Raw genomic sequence first — 16,957 nt, 5'->3', positions numbered from 1 at the left:
TCAGTCTTTCCATAACGGACGAAGCGTCACGTAGTAGTGGTATTCGATTTGCTTGAAGATCAGCCCCCCGCGCGCGGGCACGTTCTGTCGGAAAATAAAGGCCATCGCGCAAACGAGGATCAGCGGGGCCAATATTGCGACGACTGGCACAATCCGCAAAACGCGTTCGGAAGCCGCTTTGGTCAACACCACAAGTGATAGCGAGACCCATAGGGCCAGTGTAAACCAATCATCACTGTGTGCATTCCATTCCGCCTGCGCGGGAAATACAGCGAACGCAAAAAGCCCGGCAGAGACAACTGCGACACAGGCCACCAAAGCACGCCGCGCGTGACCGCCGTAGTAACCGTAAGTCAAAGCTGTAATCAGTAACCCCGAGCACAAAATGAAGTCCACTCTGGGAACCAGTCCGACGACGTATGCAAGAAGGATCAGGCCTATTGTTGATGCTCGATAGGCTTCCGACTTATCCCAACCGATCCCCAAAGCCGTGAGCGCGTTCTGGGCTCCACCTGAGCGGATCGAAGTAGCCAACAAGACGAAGGACAACACAAGCAATCCACAGAAGATGAACAACGGTACAATTGCAGCCGAGTTGTACCAGTCCGACCCACTTACACCTGCGCGGTTTTCACCCCAAAGTGGGATATCCAACGTCTTCCAAAGGAAAAAGACGGACACTGTTATTAGAACAATCGCAGCCCAGAAATCGCGGGTCCGCATGACCAGTGTTTCGTCGATTTTGTCCATGCCTGCCTCCTAGAGGAAAGGGCGCGATCAAACGCGCCCTTCCAAAATTGATCGGATTAGGGCTTCTCGATACCCAGCGAGGCTGGATCGACCTTGGCAGCGCCCAAATCTTGCAAGGTATAGGCAAAAGTAGCCTCAAGGTTCGCAAACAATTCTTGAGCTTCTTCGCCGTGTTGACCACCGACATCATAATTGTTTGCCTCAGCCCATTCAGCGACGGTATCGGATGCAATCGCCTGCTCGAACGCATCGCCGAGGGCCGCCTTCACATCATCTCCAGCCGAGCTGTGAACGGCAAATCCGATGGCTTGTTTTAGTGGCAGATACTTGTCGAGACCGTCATAGATGCCAAAGGCAGATGGCACTGTAGCTCCGGCAATCTGCGCATCTTCCGGTGTCAACATCGCAAGTGGCTTCAACTGTCCGCCTTCGATCAAAGGAGCTTGTTCAGCCAGCGAAGTCACAACCAACGCAACCTCACCTGCTATCGCCGCTTCCTGCCCGGGCGCTGAGCCTTTGTATGGAACAAACTTGAACTCTGCACCGGACCCTTTCTCGATGGCGAGAAGATTCAAGTGGTGGATCGAACCCGCGCCGGACGCGGCAGCGGGAATAGTGCCAGGAGCGGCTTTGGCAGCGTCGACCAGTTCTCCCAGAGTGTTGTAAGGGCTGTCCGCTGGAACCGAGATCAGATCGGGTGATCCGCCAACAATAAACGGATACCAAAAGTCAAATTTCTTATCCCAACCACCCTGCACAGCAGCGGTGACGTTCGATTCAGACAGACCAACCAGTGTATAGCCATCGTCTGGTTGGTTCATGACGTAGACCATGCCGTTGGAGCCTGCGACCCCACCGGTTTGGTTGATCACATTGATCGAGACTGGAAGGTGTTTTTCCATTTCGGCCATGATCATTCGGTTGATCGTGTCCGTGCCGCCACCGGCCCCCCAGACCACAGCTGTGGTGATATCACGGTAAGGGTAATCCTGCGCGGTAGCAGCCCCTGAAATCCCGGTTGCAATCACGGCTGCGGCCGCCAACTGCCCTAGCTTCAGTTTCATTTCCAAGTCCTCCCAAACATCTTTGCGTTTATTATTGCATTTATTTGCGTATACATTAAAGAATGCGTTGTCAACGGACTGTAGCGAAAGCTGCTATCGCGCTATGAATGCGAAACTGGAAGGAAGCGGGCCAAGATGAAAAAGACTTACGATGTCGCGGTGTTCCATGGGGACGGGATCGGCCCGGAAATTATGGCCCCTACGCTTGAAATTCTGCGTCAGCTCTCCGGCAACAATCCCAGCTACGACCTAGCGTTTACAGACGCTCCAGCAGGCGCAGGCCACTACGCCAAAACTGGAGAATCGTTTCCGACTGGTTCACTCGAAACTGCGCGCCACGCCGACGCGATTCTGCTATCTGCAATGGGTTTGCCGGATGTTCGCTACCCTGACGGAACCGAGATTTCACCGCAGATCGATCTGCGAAAGCAACTGGGACTTTTCGCTGGTGTAAGACCAGTAAAGGTAAGCAGCGGACAAATGACCCCCTTGGCGCTGCCTCCCGGAAAAGAGATCGACTTTGTCTTGATACGCGAAAGCACAGAAGGACTGTTCTTCACCCAAGGCGCTGGAGAAGTTACCGAACACGAAGCACGTGAAACTCTGCTGATCACTCGTGAGGTGTCCGAAAAACTGTTCCGGTTTGCGTTTGAACTCGCCCAGAACCGCAAAAGAACCGGGCGCGGTCGGGGTCGAGTTACATGTGTCGACAAAGCCAATGTATTCCGCGCCTTTGCGTTCTTCAGATCGATGTTTGATGCAGAAGCTGCAAACCATCCCGAATTGCAGGCAGACCATGCTTATGTTGATGCCACTGCGCTTTGGATGGTGCAGAAGCCTTGGGAATTCGATGTTTTGGTGACTGAAAACATGTTCGGCGACATCCTTTCTGACCTTGGCGCCGGCCTTATGGGCGGTCTTGGATTGGCTCCTTCAGCAGATATCGGGTTGAACAACGCCGTGTTCCAACCCTGTCACGGCTCTGCTCCGGACATTGCGGGACAAGACATTGCCAATCCTTTCGCGATGATCCTGTCTGCAGCAATGATGCTTGAATGGTTAGGGTTGACCCATAATCATCCAGAACTGTCCAAAGATGGCGAACGTTTACGGGAAGCCGTGGAAATGGTGACTGAGAGCGGTCAAAACCTGACGCGTGACCTTGGTGGCACCGCCGGAACGCAGGACGCAGCCTCATCGGTATTGGAAGCATTGCTGGCATGAATACTCAACAAGCCATCACGGTCGCGTGCGTAGGTGCGGGGTATTTCAGCAAGTTCCACTACGAAAGCTGGTCTCGAATGCCCGGAGCGGTTCCGATTGCATCCTGCAACCGTGACATCAAAAAGGCGAAAGAAACAGGACTGGCCGCTTACGATGATCTGTCAAAATTGCTGGAGGCGGAAAAACCAGATCTCGTTGACATCATCCTCCCGCCTGTGGCGCAGGCCGATGCCATCCGAACGGCGCTGCACTCTGGAATAAAGTGGTTGATCTGCCAAAAACCTTTCTGCATGTCGTTGCATGAAGCTGAGAAAATTGTTTCAGAGGCCGAAGCGGTAGGAGCAACTATTGTTGTACACGAGAACTTTCGCTTTCAACCTTGGTATCGCGCGATCAAAGAGGCGATGACCGAGGGTCGAATTGGTACACCTCTACAAGCTACTTTCCGGCTTCGGCCTGGCGACGGACAAGGACCACGCGCCTATCTTGACCGGCAGCCGTATTTTCAGGACATGCCGCGTTTCCTGGTTCATGAAACAGCAGTTCACTGGGTAGACACATTCCGATTCTTGTTCGATGCGCCCAGCGCAGTTTATGCGGACTTGCGCCAAGTGAACCCCATTATCGCGGGTGAGGATGCCGGCTATATCCTGTTTGATCATCCCAACGGTTTGAAAGCTCTGTTCGATGGGAACAGGTGTCTTGACCACAGCGCCAAAAACCTGCGTCAAACTATGGGTGAAGCTCTCATTGAAGGAACAACAGGATCATTGGTTCTTAACGGCGATGGTTCAGTTGAACTCCGCGCTTTTGGAAAGCAGACGCAGCAGCAAATTCTACCTCCAAGCGATCATAATGGATTTGGCGGCGATTGCGTCCACGCCTTGCAAAGTCACGTCGTTTCAGGCCTTGTAAAGGGCACGCCGCTGGAAAACACGGCTCGAGACTATTTGGACGTGATCCGCATCGAAGAGAGCATCTATCTCTCGGCTGCGGAGGGACGAAAGATCAACCTGGAGACGCCGTGAAGGGTCAAGACGCAAAAACTCTTTCCAATACGCAACGCGCCGTTAGGGATTTGCGGCAGATGATCCTGTCCGGCGAACTTGCAGCCGGAACGGACCACCTAGAGTCAGAACTCGCCGAAACCCTTGGTATGTCCCGCACCCCGATACGGGAAGCTGCGCTCATGTTGGAAAGCAAGGGGTTGCTGGAAATGCGGCCCCGCAAAGGCGTGCGGATACTGCCGGTTTCATCAGACGATATGCGTGAAATCTACGACATCCTGACGGAGCTCGAGAGCCTCGCTGCACAACGCGCTGCCGAAGCGGGTTATTCAGAAGATGAACTTTCGGTACTTGCTGGGTCAATTGCGAAGATGGACCGAGCCATCGAATCCCAAGATCTTGAAGCCTGGGCCGAGGCCGATGAGTTGTTTCATCAAGAGCTCGTTCGGCTGGGCGGCAACAAACGGGTCGAAGCGATTGTCGCCATGATGAGCGACCAGGTGCGCCGCGCGCGCGCAACGACCTTGTTCATCAGACCCCTGCCCGTCAAATCCAATGAAGACCACCGGGTTGTTTTCCATGCGATTAGTGAAGGTCGACCGGATGTCGCCCGTGAACGTCATCGAGAACACAGGCTGCAAGCCAAGGCTATGCTTTGCGAGATACTCGAAAAGCATCGGCTCAACAGCCTCTGATCTTCTCGTATCCAGCCATTAATCATCTAAAATATCTGCTTATTTTCGGTACTAAAGGCGCTCCGAATACTTGTCGATAACGGCAACCCGCAGTTGCCTCCGGCTGCTCTGATATTCTTTTTTCTAGTCGCTCAAACAATCACTGCATCGATTGGGGTTGAAATAGTACGATTTCGTATTAATTTAGTTCGATATCGTACTATTGGAGAGTCAAGATGCCAAACCGAAGACGTTTTCTCAAGATTCTAGGCGGAGGCACAATACTGGCGGCAACGGGCGCGGCTGGGTTTCTCACGACACGTACGCCCCATGAAGCTTTAGCTCCGTGGACGCCAAAACCGTATGATGACCCACGCAAGGCTGCTTTGTCCTACGCAATTCTCGCCCCCAATCCGCACAATTTGCAACCTTGGCTGATCGAGTTGGTTGGGCAAGACAAAGTGCGCATCCACCGTGATCCTGAACGTGAGCTTCCTGAAACCGATCCTTACCACCGCCAGCTCTATATTGGCCTCGGTGCATTTGTTGAGACGATGGTTCTAGCAGCAGGTGCACAGGGGTTTGATACAGAGGTCGAGTTACTGCCAGGTGGGAATGACGGACCTATCGCAGCAGCGATGTTTGTATCTGGCGGGGCATCCGATCCACTCTCAGATCAAATCCTCAACCGACATTCAAATAAAGAACCGTACACTGAACAGCGGCTCTCTGAGGCGGAAATATCGGTCCTTGAAAACTATGCCACTCTGATTTCCGATGAGGATCTAGTGGCCCGTATTCGAGACCTCACAAAACGCGCTTTTGAAATCGAAATGCGAACTCCACAGACCCTTAGAGAATCCGTCGACCTGATGCGGATCGGCAAAGCAGAAATCAACGCAAACCCAGACGGGATTGAACTGCGTGATCCCATGCTGGAAACGCTGCGACTTACTGGCCTATTGGACAACGAGACCCTGATGAACGTTGATCACCCAGGCACTCAGGCGCACATGCAAGACTACTTCGCTATGCTAGACGCGACACCGCAATACGCAGTCCTCGCGACAGCCACAAATACGCGAAGCGATCAACTTGATGCTGGACGTCAGTTGATGCGTTTCTACCTGAAGACAACCGAAATGGGCCTAGGCGTTCATCCTGTCAGCCAGGCCCTTCAGGAATATCCTGAGATGGCCGATGAATACGCTCTGGCGCATGAGCTTCTTGCGTCACCGGACCACACGGTGCAAATGTTGCTGCGTTTGGGGTATGGACCTGAACCAATTGCCACACCCCGCTGGCCGCTGGAGACACGAATTCTGAATGAAGCCTGAAGATGAGACCACCGAAGTTTACCGATTCTTCACCGAGGTCGGGATCATCAATCAGTTGATCTCGACCAAGCTGGAAGCGTTCTTGCCTGGTAGAATGACGGCGACTCAATTCGGAATTTTGGGCCATCTGGTACGGCGTCCCGAGGGTGAAACTCCACAGCAACTTTCGAACGCGTTTCAAGTGCCTAAAACTTCGATGACGCACATGCTCTCCAGTCTTGAAAATCATGACCTGGTTACTCTTGAAGCCAACCCCAATGACAAACGTTCGAAAATTGCTCGGCCTACACCGCAAGGCGCTGAGTTTTTGAAAGCTTGTATGGAGCGGATGTCGGAATCCCTGGCTCCAGTTTTGTCCGAACTCGGGCCTGAACCGTTCCAGGAATCATTGCCTAATCTGACGCTCATACGCGAAACTTTGGACAGCGAGCGCGACTAGCCGAAACCTGCGCCAGCCGAAGCAAGCAACCAAATTTTCAGAACATCATGCAATCCGCGCCCGGCGGGAGCGGCGGCGATCCTTCAGGCAAAGTGGGCGTGTAGTCAAATGTCACAATCTTCGCGCCGCTGTCGAATGCAACGAACAGTTGATTGGACCCCGGCCTAATGGCGATGCCTTCTGGATCGGTTCCGAATTCCAACAAACTTTGCTGGGCGAGAAGTTGGCCATCTGCCGTGAACTCATACAGGCTGTTTGACCCTTCCCAGTCATCAACAATCAACATGTGGCCGGTACGCGGATCAATCGCGATCCCCTGCGCCTCACTCAAGGGAGGAGAGAGCTTCATGGTATCCAACCTCGCCGTCAAAGCACCCTCTGAAGTGAACCACGACAACCGTTCGGGGTCATCCTCTACGGTCACGATCTGTCCCTTGGCGTTGATCGCAATTCCTTCCGTATCCGCGAAACCACCTTCCAATTCGAAGGGTGCTCCCAGGCGTGATCCGTCCTTGGTGACACGTTGAAGACTGCCGAGACCATCGCCCAGCAACAAGTGATCCCCTTCAACAGCAATTGCTTTGATCCGAAAGAGATCGCTGGATATACGGCGCAATTCATCACCTTGCAATGTAACGAGAATTGCCTCGGGCCCCTCGTTCGCAATCCACAACCCACAAAAGGTCGGATCGTAGTCAAGACTTGCGGGCTGATTAAGTTCATAACGCCCTGTTTCGCGAAGCTGCAATGCCGTGGCCGGGGTCGACACAGCAAAAATCACTAAGGCGGTGGTCCTCACAAACACTCAGGATGCTCCGAAAATCTGCATCAAAACTGTGGGGCGGAATCGTAACACGTCAATGCTAAGAGCACCTAAACTTCCAAAATCAGAGAGCATCATTTTACCTGATCAAAGAATTATAACACGGAAACTGGTTACGAGCGGTGTGGTTCGACGCATCTGGGTTCTGCCATAGTCCGTTGGAACTAGGGGTGTGTCGAAATCGCAAACCAACAACATGGCGCTTGTGAGAGTTACGAAATCAACACTAGCGAACGAAACAACCTCAGGCTTCATAGAACAAACTTGCAATCGCGTGCTCGGGCGTAGTCACCTAGGGCATAGGGTTGGAGAAAGCCAATGGCGCTGTGGAAGTTCGTGATTAGTGTTTATTGCGCGCTGTTTCTTGTCGCTTGCGCTCCGAAAACCCGCACGTATGAAAAGACTGTATCTGCTGCGCTACCGGCAAATTCCAGCACTGCTCTGGGTCAGGCGGCCAATCGCCTTGGGGATCCTAAAGACGGTCGGTCAGGCATCAAGCTGATCAGTGATGGAGAAGAAGCGCTCGTATCACGGCTGTTGTTGGCCACTGCGGCCGAGCGAACGATAGACGCGCAATACTATCTTCTGCACGACGACCCAACCGGTCACCTGTTCGCTGCCAGCCTATTGCAAGCGGCGGATCGAGGTGTTCGTGTCAGGCTGTTGTTGGATGATATGGATACGTCCGGCTACGACGCGATGACCGCTGCGTTGGACAATCACAAAAACATTGAAATAAGGCTATTCAACCCGTTCTGGCGAGATCAGAGCCTTTTGATCGCGGGTCTGACTGATTTCAAACGCATCAATCGCAGAATGCACAACAAGTCCATGACAGCAGACAACGTGTTCACGATTGTGGGTGGGAGAAACATCGGTGCCGAGTATTTTTTGGCGCGGGAAGAAATGAACTATGCTGATCTGGATGTGCTGGCCGCAGGCCCAGTTGTACGCGAAGTGTCAGGTAGCTTTGACGCTTACTGGAACAGCGAATTCGCAGTTCCGGCTCGCGTGGTTGTCGGAGAACCCGAAGAATTTGACCTGAGCGATGCACGCAGCAGGTTGAATGAACTCGTCGAGGAAGCGAAGCAAACGCAGTACGGCGCAGCGCTCAGAAAGTCGGCAAAAGAGAACTTCGCGGATGGCGCCCTGTTACTGGATTGGCTGCCAGCGAAACTTTATGCTGATCCGCCTTCAAAGGCCGCGGGCCTCGAGAACTCAGGTCCCGTTCTTGCATCTCAATTGCTTCCGTACTTTGAGAATGCCAGCAGTGAAGTGAACATCGTGTCCGCCTACTTCGTGCCACGCAACAACGGTGTGAAATGGCTGACCGAACTCGAGAACCGTGGGGTCGACGTAAAGGTTGTAACCAATTCACTTGCATCTAACGACGTCGCACCCGTTTACGCACACTACGCCAAGAAACGCCGAGCACTGCTACGCGGTGGAGTAGAACTCTACGAGCTGCGACCCGACGCTTATCAAGTCCAACGCCGCGGTATTAACTGGGCTCAGTCCAGGTCAGGCCTGCACTCCAAGGCATTTGCAATTGATGACCAGTACTTGTTCGTGGGTTCATTCAACTGGGATCCGCGATCTGTCAACATCAACACCGAGATGGGAATTCTGATTGACTCGCCAGCATTGACTGCGCAGACGATGGGAGCCTTGGACGACGCACTACCCGCATACACATATAACGTGACGCTCGAGCAAGCTGGCCAGCTTAAATGGACGACAAGAGCCAATGATGGCACCATTCTTGAATACCAATTCGAGCCGACAGGATCGGCCTGGGATCACATAGTTGCCGGGCTATTAAGTATTTTACCAATTGGGTCCCAGCTTTAGGTTTCTGCAAACTACTTGATCGCTTGGCCGTCACCGGCGCCTGCGAAGATGGCAGCAAAAAAGAAATAGGTCATCAGTCGCAGATATTTCCCAATATCCAGTTCTTAACACAGACTAGATATTCACTTTGTCAACTGCTGGCGGGATAATGCCTGCTACCAAAGTCAATGGACATGTTTATCATTCCAGGGAAGCTGAACGTTATCGGGCAAGTCCCGTTATCCGGTTACTTGAACAGTTAGGTTCAGCTTGCCGCGCCTTAGTGAATTTTTGCGCTTTGTGTTTCATTTCTAGCGATCATCTAATTTCGTAAGATGCCGAAGGTAGATTGTTTTGAATAACTATAGCTGACTATTGTGCATCTTCAGTGAGAAAGAACAACTCAATGGGCTGCGCAAGGCCACGTATTTCGTGATCCCCACAGCTAACGAACATGTTCGGAGCAGCACTTGCAACGGCTGACGTCGCCAACACTCTCCGACCAGTTGATTTTGTTAAACCTTCAATTCGGCTTGCAACGTTCACCGCCCCGCCCAGAACTGTGAAATCAAGCCTGCCGGGGCTGCCGATATTACCATAGCTGACCTGCCCGACGTTAATTCCAATACCAACATCCAAAGGCGGTTTTTGAAACCCGTCTCGTCTGGTGTTGAGATCGTTCAAACCACTCAGCACACTCTGCGCTGCAAGAGCCGCCATTCTGCAGCGGTCGGCATGGTCTTTTTGCGCTTCAATAGTAAAGATCGACAGGATGCCATCGCCCATGAACTTGAGGACGTCTCCACCGTTGTCCTCTACGGCTTTAACCACCAGATCAAAATAGTCGCTAAGCGTGTCGAAGATATCTTCTTCCGGAGAGGTCTCGGAAAGTGCTGTAAAGCCTCGCAGATCAGAGAACATCACCACGGCATCCAAAGTTGTTCGCTCTCCGCGCTTTATATTGCCGCTCCAGACGGCCTCGGAAGGTCCATCTCCTAAATAAGTTCGAAGCAGACCTTTAGACGATTTTCGCATCGTAACAGGTTCCAAGGCGGAAGAAAGGGCCGGTAAGGCCGCTTCAATCAGCATAAGATGTTCGGGCGAGAATCCATCCTTTGCCTGAGTAACGAACGTACATCCATGCAGCGATCCATCGCCGTAATAGAGCAAAGTAGCGTAGTAGTCGGTGCCACCCTGCTCTGCAAATTCAAGATAGGATGAATGCTCTGTTTCCAAGTCCAGTCGCCGTAGACTTTTGTGAAGTGGCTTTCTGTTCGCAAGAATATACTCGAATGAACTCCCGACATAACCATCTGTCAACATCGTCTCATGCGTGACGTCGTAGCTGTCGGTGCCTTCAGGCGTCCAAACTACCCCCCAGGCAATAAGCAATGGGTTGGCAAAGCGCTGGCCAATGTTTGCCCGCCATAGCGGCACTCCGGCTTCGATCAAGGAGGAACAAAACTGTGACACCACCTTTACAGGATCACCGGAGCGACGACCTTCTGTAATCATCCATTCGGTCAGTCGAGTGACTTCTTCCATGGACCCAATTTAGTCGCTTGGAAACGATGAGCAAAGACAATTGGATTGGCAATGTCGGTTGCTGTTGTTGAGCAGCCTGATCAGACCTGTCCAAATTGATGCTCGGGCATCAACGGAATGTATTCCATCGGGAAGATGGTTTGCAAATTTAGATCCCGCGCGGTTCCAAACAGACCTATTTGAAGATTGCAGCCCTCTCTTGGGAAACCTTCAATAGAAACCAATCTCGCTGACATCTACGCGGGCCTCGTGATCTCTCCCGTAGGCTACAACTCCAACTGAGGTGATTTCGTCAGCAACGGGAATAGCGCGCAACATGGCACCTGAAGCCTTGAAGCCTGGGAGAGGTAACCAGACTTCGGTCCAGTTGTCAGAAGTTGCGAACGCGGCCTGATAGTATTGCCATGGAAGCACCGTGCCACGTGTCCTGAGGTGGACGAAGTATTGCTCGCCATTCCCCCGTACCAACAGCCTGACGCCCGATACACCCTCATCTGGTCGATCAGACAACTTGCGTCGGAACTAGATAAAGCCGCCGTTGTTTTTTGTGCTGACAGTTCCGGTCAACCGGGCGAACGCAACATCACGTTCCGAACGAAACTGCACCTGTCCTGAAGAAACTCCTCCCATGACGGTGTCGGCAACGTAGTCCCAACTCGTCTCCGGAGACTTGGAGAAGTCTTCTGCAAGATTTTCATCAGCCTGTGCCATTATAGATCCGATGATAACAAGACCTGAAACAAGCCCAGCGAAGTTTCCACGCATATCGTTTTTTCTCAGTTCAGTATTGCAATAGAAAGGTTCAAGACAGTGGCAAATGCGACCCATGCAAAGTACGGCAGGAAGGCTAGTGCGGAAACCTGATCCGAGCTCCTGACCAGAGCGATGAACATGACGATGACAGCCAGCAACGCGGCAATTACAACAAACGCAAACCACGGTAGTCGCAGTATGAAAAAGATTGGGGACCACGAAAAGTTTAGACCCATCTGTGCCCACCACAGCTTCATGGCAGTCGAGCTTCGGTCTGTTTCGAACTGGCGCCAACCCGCCATGGCGATCAAGACATAAAGCACCGTCCAGACCGGGCCAAATATCCAATTTGGTGGATTGAAAGCAGGTTTAGAAAGCTGCGCATACCAATCGCCAGGCGCGGTCAATATCCCGATCAGGATGCCGCCTCCCAACGCGAGCGCAAGAAATGCTATGCGGACCATCCAATTCGACATTGTGGTATAGCTTTCAGCAGCCCTTGGTCGTCACGTTGACAAGCGCTTCGGAAGAGAAGGTCGCAGTACTGGTCTCATCCGCGTCGGTATATGACACCGTGGCGCCTTCGATCTCCGACTCCGATACGGTGATTTCGCGTTGCCCGATCGTGTCGTCCACATCGATGGTAAAGGCTAATTTGTCCCCGGCTGCGAGGGAAACGATCTCAAGTTCAATTGTATTCTGCCCGTCCACGACCGAAGGAAATTGACGCAGTGCATCCGCACCCTCAACGAATTCGAGCGGTTGGAATACCTCTACACCCGCACCTTTTCCGGTAACATCGAAAATCAAACGTCCGGCAGATTGCGACAAGTCAATTTTAACGGTCGAGGTTTCTACTTCGCACGTTCCCACATTTGTCAGAACAAAACGGTCTTTGGGTGCGCCTTCTATGAAGCGAATTTAAACTCCGGCTTGAAGCGAAGTGGCTGCAAATAGTCCAAGGGTCGCCGCAAGAATACTCTTCGGGAGCATATTTATCTCCTTCCTTATTGGTTCTTGATAGATACGCTTCGGCGGATCTCTTGGATCAGACTTATGCCCTTTGACTATGGTGGTTTAGCTGACAAGCCCTTTCGAAGTTCCATGCACCGCTGTCAGAACGACGAAGTCAAAACATACCATTGTCATTCTCGCTGTTTGCTGGAACTTCCTGAAGAACGTCCCAGTGTTCGACAACCTTGCCATCAGCATCCAGGCGAAAAATATCGATCCCTGCGTACTCGAGACCATCGGGCCAGATTTGATGGCAATGCAGAACAACGTGATCGCCTTCAGCAAACGCACGTTTGATGTCCACACGCTTTCCCGGGTATTCGGCGGCCATGCGCTCGAAGTACTCAACAAAGGCTTGCTTTCCGTCGCCAACATGCGGGTTGTGCTGCGTATAGGTATCACCAACAAAGGTTGCTATGGCCTCCGCAGGTCGACACTCGTTGAACATCATTTCGTAGAAAGCGATGACGTTTTTCTTGTTTGTTTCGAGGTCCGGCATGCTGATCTCCAAATCGACGTTTGTACCACCCAAAAATGTTGGCCCACGCAATTCCGGGGAGCAACCCGGCAAGAATCTCAATCACTAATCGACAAGAAGTTGCGAGCTTGATTTTGTGCTCCGACTATTTCGAGAGTTGGCCAATTACTCGGCGTCATCGAAGTCAATATGAATATGATTCCCATCAGGATCGGCCACATGGATTTGGACCATTCGAGCCCCAGGGACTTCAGTTTTGCGATACTGGATCTGACTCGAGATCAGTTTTTCTTCGAATGCGCTCAACCCCGTGGCTGAGAGCGCAAAATGCTCGAGCTTGAGCTTCACTTCGGAGCCAACGTTAGGTGTTCCTTCGTGACCCACAAGATGAACCACGGCGTCATCACCCGTATACAACCATGCTCCGGGAAACGGAAAATCGGGGCGGGCCCCGGGTTTCAAACCCAGGACATTTTCATACCAAGTAACCATCTCAGGCAACCTAGTCGTCACAATATTCACATGATCCAGCCGTTCAATTCTCATTAAAAACCCTCAAGCACAAGCTTACCTTTGGCTTTTCCGCTTTCGAGGATAGCATGCGCTTTCATTAAGTTTGTAGCATTGATCCTACCAAGTGTATCGGTCGCTGTGGATCTGATCTTTCCATTGTCTATCAAACCGCCGACCTGATTCAGGATTTCGCTTTGACGATTCATATCTCCAGTCCCAAAAAGCGACCGAGTGTACATGAACTCCCAATGCAATGAGATCGATTTGGGTTTGAACGGCGCGATGTCGAAGGTCTCAGGATCATCGATCAACCCAAAGCGACCTTGGGGCGTCATCACCTCTCCAGCTTGGGACGCATAAAGCTGGGAATGGTTTGTCGAATAGATGAAATCCACGCTGTCGATACCGAGAGCCTTGAGTTGTGAGCCAAAAGGTTCCGCGTGGTTGATGACTTGGTGTGCACCTAACTCTCGAACCCAGTCTTGTGTCTCGGGTCGGGACGCCGTCGCTATCACTGTCATGTCAGTGAGGGCCCGTGCTAATTGAATGGTGATTGACCCTACACCGCCTGCGCCACCAATAACCAGCAACGTATTGGTTCCGCCGGAAACGGCATCTTGGACCCGCAAGCGGTCGAACAGCATCTCAAAAGCAGTAAGCGTCGTTAGCGGCATCGCCGCAGCTGCCTTTGCAGGTATGGACTTTGGCGCTGACCCGACGATACGTTCATCCACCAGATGAAACTCGGCATTGGTTCCCGACCGGTTTATTGCCCCGGCGTACCAAACTGTATCTCCCAGACTGAAAGTCTCAACCGCTTCGCCAACTGCTTCGACGATCCCTACTGCGTCCCACCCCAGAATATCTGGTGCTGGACCTACAGGAGCACGTTTTTGACGAATTTTCGTATCGACTGGGTTCACTGACACGGCCTGCACCTTCACCAACAAGTCGTGCCCTTTCGGCGTCGGTTTATCGGCCTCGAAGTCGATTAAGGCGTCCGCCCGATCAATCGACCCTGTCTTAAGGTATCCCACGGCTTTCATAACGTGCTCCTTTGTCCGGTTCTTTATCAACCGATGACTGTCATCTCATTTAGCGTGAATTCTGCAACGGCGCCTTCTGTTGCTTCCAGGTAAGCCGCAAGGTGCTGAGCACCCATGTGGGTTTGCCAAAGCTCTCGGCTTTCCCAATTTTCGTAGAACACGAAATGAGCCGGGTTGTCGTTGTCCTGGTGCAGGTCATAGTTGATGCAACCCTCTTCGGCTCGGGTTATGTCGATGAGCTTGATCAGCTCGGCCTTTACGAGGTCAATTTTGTCAGGGTTGGCTTTGATGTTGGCGACGATTGTCAGCTTGGCCATTGGAATAGATCCCTTGTGTTATTGAGCGATGCGCAAGATTTACGCCGCAGCTCCTTCGGGATAAACAGGGCAAGATCGAACATATAATCCGGAAATTCCGTTTAATGCTTTTAGACAATCTTCGCTTGTTTCTGACCATAGCCGAGAAAGGCAGTCTGGTGGCCGCGGCGCGCGAGACAGGGTTGTCGAGTACGACAGTGTCCGAACGGCTCGCGGCTCTGGAGGCACATTACGGCGTGGTTTTGTTCAACCGCACCACCCGTTCCATTAGCCTGACCGAAGAAGGCCGGACACTCGCAAATGGAGCAAGAAACGTTCTCAGTGAGGTTGCGGACTTGGACACACTTGTTCGGCACGGCGCCGAAACTCTGTCTGGTCCAATTCGCATAAGCGCGCCCATTGACTTGGGACGGAGCATTGTCTCCAAGGTTATTGCCGAATTCACCGAAAAGAACCCTGCCGTCTCAATCGAACTGTCCCTCTCGGACGGTTATGTCGACCTCGTAGGCCAGGGTTTTGACCTCGCCGTTCGCTTCGGCAACATCACAGACAGCTCGCTCAGGTTGCGAAATCTGGGAAGCTACCAACGTTTCGTTTGTGCGTCCCCAAGTTACCTGGCCTCATTTGGAACGCCTGAAAAACCAGAAGATCTATTAAACCACAACTGCTTGGTCATGAGGTTTGGCGACATGATCGACAACGTTTGGGAGTTTGGATCAGGACCAAATGCCCAGCGCGTTTCGGTAAAGGGAAATCGAATAGTCAATGATGGTTCACTCATCCGCGATTGGGCGATTGCAGGCCATGGGGTCGTATTGAAGTCCGAACTGGATGTGGGCGACGATGTTCGATCTGGCAGACTTGTTTCTGTCTTGCGCGACTTCCTCCCACCGCCGAAACCTTTGCAAATGATGTTTCCACCGAGCCGGGCCCAACCACGTCGCATAACAGCCTTAGCTGAGCATTTGCGTCGCAAATTTGGTGTGAGTTGAGGCCGCAGGGGAAGACACTAATCTGATAGCTGCTATGTCTGCTCAATGAATTTCAAAGTCGCATGTGCTAGCTCAGTGCCAGCATCTTCTTGGATGAAATGCCCGGCTTTTGGCACAACTGTATGATTTTGACCAACTGCCCCAGGGACCGACTTTTGGAACAGTTTGTCTACGCCCGCCATAACCCTGTCGTCTTCTCCAAAAACAGTCAGAAACGGGGTGTTGAGGGTCTTGAGGGTTTCCCATGCGGCTCGGTTGGCTTCAGAAGCTGGATTATCAGGTGTGTCGGGCACCAACACTGGAAACTCGCGAGCGCCTGCCAGATAGCGCGCATCCGGGAATGGTGCGTTGTAGGCTGCGACCTCTTCTTCTGAAATTTTAGATGTCGTGCCGCCGAATACGATGCGTCCCGAATTAAATGCGGGTACGGATTGTGAGTATTCCCGCCATGAAAGAAATGCATCACCCAAGGTTGCGTCACCGGTGGGCAAGGCCGTGTTTGCCACAACTACGCGCGAGAACCGCTCGGGCATACTCGCAACCAACCGCAAGCCTATTAGACCACCCCAGTCCTGGCAAACCAACGTGATGCCCGTCAGGTCAACCTTCCGCAACCACTCGGACATCCAGTCTACATGGCGTTGGTAGGTGTAGTCGGATCGCTCTGTTGGTTTATCCGACCTTCCAAACCCAATCAAATCAGGAGCCAGAACTCGATGGCCAGCGTCCTTGAATAACGGAATCATGCGCCGGTAAAGGAAGCACCAGGTTGGCTCTCCATGCATCAACAATACTGGTGATGCATGAGCCGGTCCCTCGTCCAAATAATGCAGTCGGAGAAGACTTCCCTCGGTGTCATCCACATCAAGATAGTTCGGGCCAAAGTTGAAATCTGGCAGCCCGTCAAACCGATGGTCCGGTGTACGAAGGAACTTCATCGTGAACTCTCCAAAAATGCCGACGGTCTTGGTCCAATAACAGTGATCGATAAAACAAGAACGGTCCAGTTCCAGCGTATACCGACTTCAGGTTTGGTTGAGTTGGACACATTACTTCGGTCCCTCGCGGAGGAGGCCCTTTTTGCAGACGTTTTGAACCCGCGCCAAAAAATTTGGTCTCAAAAACCTTATATTGTGAGTTCTTCTGTACGG

18 protein-coding genes and 1 pseudogene are annotated in these 16,957 nt (G+C 52.2%); 7 read left to right on the top strand and 12 right to left on the bottom strand.

Translation table 11 applies throughout. The features are described from left to right. Entirely contained in the window at nucleotides 1–750 is a 750-nt protein-coding gene (locus ACR0BI_RS15585) for a hypothetical protein (protein WP_480562753.1), read from the bottom strand. A 56-nt stretch (nucleotides 751–806) separates the two neighbouring features. Further along, complete coding sequence (locus ACR0BI_RS15580; protein WP_480562752.1) at nucleotides 807–1,814, bottom strand: Bug family tripartite tricarboxylate transporter substrate binding protein; 1,008 nt, start codon at nucleotides 1,812–1,814, stop codon at nucleotides 807–809. Nucleotides 1,815–1,949: 135 nt separating this feature from the next. Between ACR0BI_RS15580 and ACR0BI_RS15575 the strand changes: the two genes are divergently transcribed. From ACR0BI_RS15575 to ACR0BI_RS15555, 5 genes are all read left to right on the top strand, one after another. Continuing rightward, on the top strand, nucleotides 1,950–3,038 hold the full coding sequence (locus ACR0BI_RS15575; RefSeq protein WP_480562751.1) for an isocitrate/isopropylmalate dehydrogenase family protein: 1,089 nt from the start codon (nucleotides 1,950–1,952) through the stop codon (nucleotides 3,036–3,038). After that, on the top strand, nucleotides 3,035–4,066 hold the full coding sequence (locus ACR0BI_RS15570; RefSeq protein ID WP_480562749.1) for a Gfo/Idh/MocA family protein: 1,032 nt from the start codon (nucleotides 3,035–3,037) through the stop codon (nucleotides 4,064–4,066). Before ACR0BI_RS15575 ends, ACR0BI_RS15570 begins: the two co-directional genes overlap by 4 nt. Beyond that, nucleotides 4,063–4,740 carry a GntR family transcriptional regulator gene (locus tag ACR0BI_RS15565; RefSeq protein WP_170613814.1) on the top strand — a complete coding sequence of 226 codons (678 nt, stop codon included), beginning with the start codon at nucleotides 4,063–4,065 and terminating at the stop codon, nucleotides 4,738–4,740. Before ACR0BI_RS15570 ends, ACR0BI_RS15565 begins: the two co-directional genes overlap by 4 nt. A 215-nt stretch (nucleotides 4,741–4,955) precedes the next feature. Continuing rightward, nucleotides 4,956–6,056 carry an Acg family FMN-binding oxidoreductase gene (locus ACR0BI_RS15560; protein ID WP_480562748.1) on the top strand — a complete coding sequence of 367 codons (1,101 nt, stop codon included), beginning with the start codon at nucleotides 4,956–4,958 and terminating at the stop codon, nucleotides 6,054–6,056. Next, on the top strand, nucleotides 6,046–6,495 hold the full coding sequence (locus tag ACR0BI_RS15555; RefSeq protein WP_480562747.1) for a MarR family winged helix-turn-helix transcriptional regulator: 450 nt from the start codon (nucleotides 6,046–6,048) through the stop codon (nucleotides 6,493–6,495). The genes ACR0BI_RS15560 and ACR0BI_RS15555 overlap by 11 nt, the downstream gene beginning before the upstream one ends. 37 nt (nucleotides 6,496–6,532) lie before the next feature. Here the strand turns inward: ACR0BI_RS15555 and ACR0BI_RS15550 are convergent, their stop codons facing one another. Beyond that, on the bottom strand, nucleotides 6,533–7,243 hold the full coding sequence (locus tag ACR0BI_RS15550; protein ID WP_480562746.1) for a hypothetical protein: 711 nt from the start codon (nucleotides 7,241–7,243) through the stop codon (nucleotides 6,533–6,535). 393 nt (nucleotides 7,244–7,636) lie between these two features. Here ACR0BI_RS15550 and ACR0BI_RS15545 point away from each other — a divergent pair, with 393 nt between their 5' ends. Next, complete coding sequence (locus ACR0BI_RS15545) at nucleotides 7,637–9,169, top strand: phospholipase D family protein (protein ID WP_480562745.1); 1,533 nt, start codon at nucleotides 7,637–7,639, stop codon at nucleotides 9,167–9,169. A 351-nt stretch (nucleotides 9,170–9,520) separates the two neighbouring features. Here the strand turns inward: ACR0BI_RS15545 and ACR0BI_RS15540 are convergent, their stop codons facing one another. The 8 genes and pseudogenes from ACR0BI_RS15540 to ACR0BI_RS15505 form a co-directional block, all read right to left on the bottom strand. Beyond that, a complete protein-coding gene (locus tag ACR0BI_RS15540; protein ID WP_480562743.1) occupies nucleotides 9,521–10,693 on the bottom strand; it encodes an adenylate/guanylate cyclase domain-containing protein in 1,173 nt (390 codons plus the stop codon). Between the two features lie 210 nt (nucleotides 10,694–10,903). Further along, nucleotides 10,904–11,404, bottom strand: a pseudogene (locus tag ACR0BI_RS15535) (CIA30 family protein). A 65-nt stretch (nucleotides 11,405–11,469) separates the two neighbouring features. Continuing rightward, on the bottom strand, nucleotides 11,470–11,910 hold the full coding sequence (locus tag ACR0BI_RS15530; protein ID WP_480562741.1) for a TspO/MBR family protein: 441 nt from the start codon (nucleotides 11,908–11,910) through the stop codon (nucleotides 11,470–11,472). 25 nt (nucleotides 11,911–11,935) lie between these two features. Beyond that, nucleotides 11,936–12,277, bottom strand: coding sequence for an aggregation factor core (locus ACR0BI_RS15525; RefSeq protein WP_480562739.1), 342 nt, complete (start codon nucleotides 12,275–12,277; stop codon nucleotides 11,936–11,938). A 298-nt stretch (nucleotides 12,278–12,575) separates the two neighbouring features. Continuing rightward, nucleotides 12,576–12,959 (bottom strand): nuclear transport factor 2 family protein, encoded by a 384-nt coding sequence (locus tag ACR0BI_RS15520; protein ID WP_170626249.1) that lies wholly within the window; start codon nucleotides 12,957–12,959, stop codon nucleotides 12,576–12,578. Between the two features lie 144 nt (nucleotides 12,960–13,103). Further along, nucleotides 13,104–13,484 carry a VOC family protein gene (locus tag ACR0BI_RS15515; RefSeq protein ID WP_170395454.1) on the bottom strand — a complete coding sequence of 127 codons (381 nt, stop codon included), beginning with the start codon at nucleotides 13,482–13,484 and terminating at the stop codon, nucleotides 13,104–13,106. Then, entirely contained in the window at nucleotides 13,484–14,497 is a 1,014-nt protein-coding gene (locus tag ACR0BI_RS15510) for a zinc-binding alcohol dehydrogenase family protein (protein ID WP_170567682.1), read from the bottom strand. Before ACR0BI_RS15510 ends, ACR0BI_RS15515 begins: the two co-directional genes overlap by 1 nt. Before the next feature lie 26 nt (nucleotides 14,498–14,523). Beyond that, on the bottom strand, nucleotides 14,524–14,814 hold the full coding sequence (locus ACR0BI_RS15505; protein WP_170336714.1) for a putative quinol monooxygenase: 291 nt from the start codon (nucleotides 14,812–14,814) through the stop codon (nucleotides 14,524–14,526). A 104-nt stretch (nucleotides 14,815–14,918) separates the two neighbouring features. Between ACR0BI_RS15505 and ACR0BI_RS15500 the strand changes: the two genes are divergently transcribed. Beyond that, nucleotides 14,919–15,806 (top strand): LysR family transcriptional regulator, encoded by an 888-nt coding sequence (locus tag ACR0BI_RS15500; RefSeq protein WP_170567635.1) that lies wholly within the window; start codon nucleotides 14,919–14,921, stop codon nucleotides 15,804–15,806. A 32-nt stretch (nucleotides 15,807–15,838) separates the two neighbouring features. Here the strand turns inward: ACR0BI_RS15500 and ACR0BI_RS15495 are convergent, their stop codons facing one another. Next, on the bottom strand, nucleotides 15,839–16,744 hold the full coding sequence (locus ACR0BI_RS15495; RefSeq protein WP_480562737.1) for a haloalkane dehalogenase: 906 nt from the start codon (nucleotides 16,742–16,744) through the stop codon (nucleotides 15,839–15,841). Nucleotides 16,745–16,957: the final 213 nt, after the last annotated feature.

Source organism: Ruegeria sp. E5, assembly GCF_056534105.1.
The sequence above is the reverse complement of the archived record's forward strand: the minus strand, read 5'-3'. Positions and strand labels throughout refer to the sequence as shown.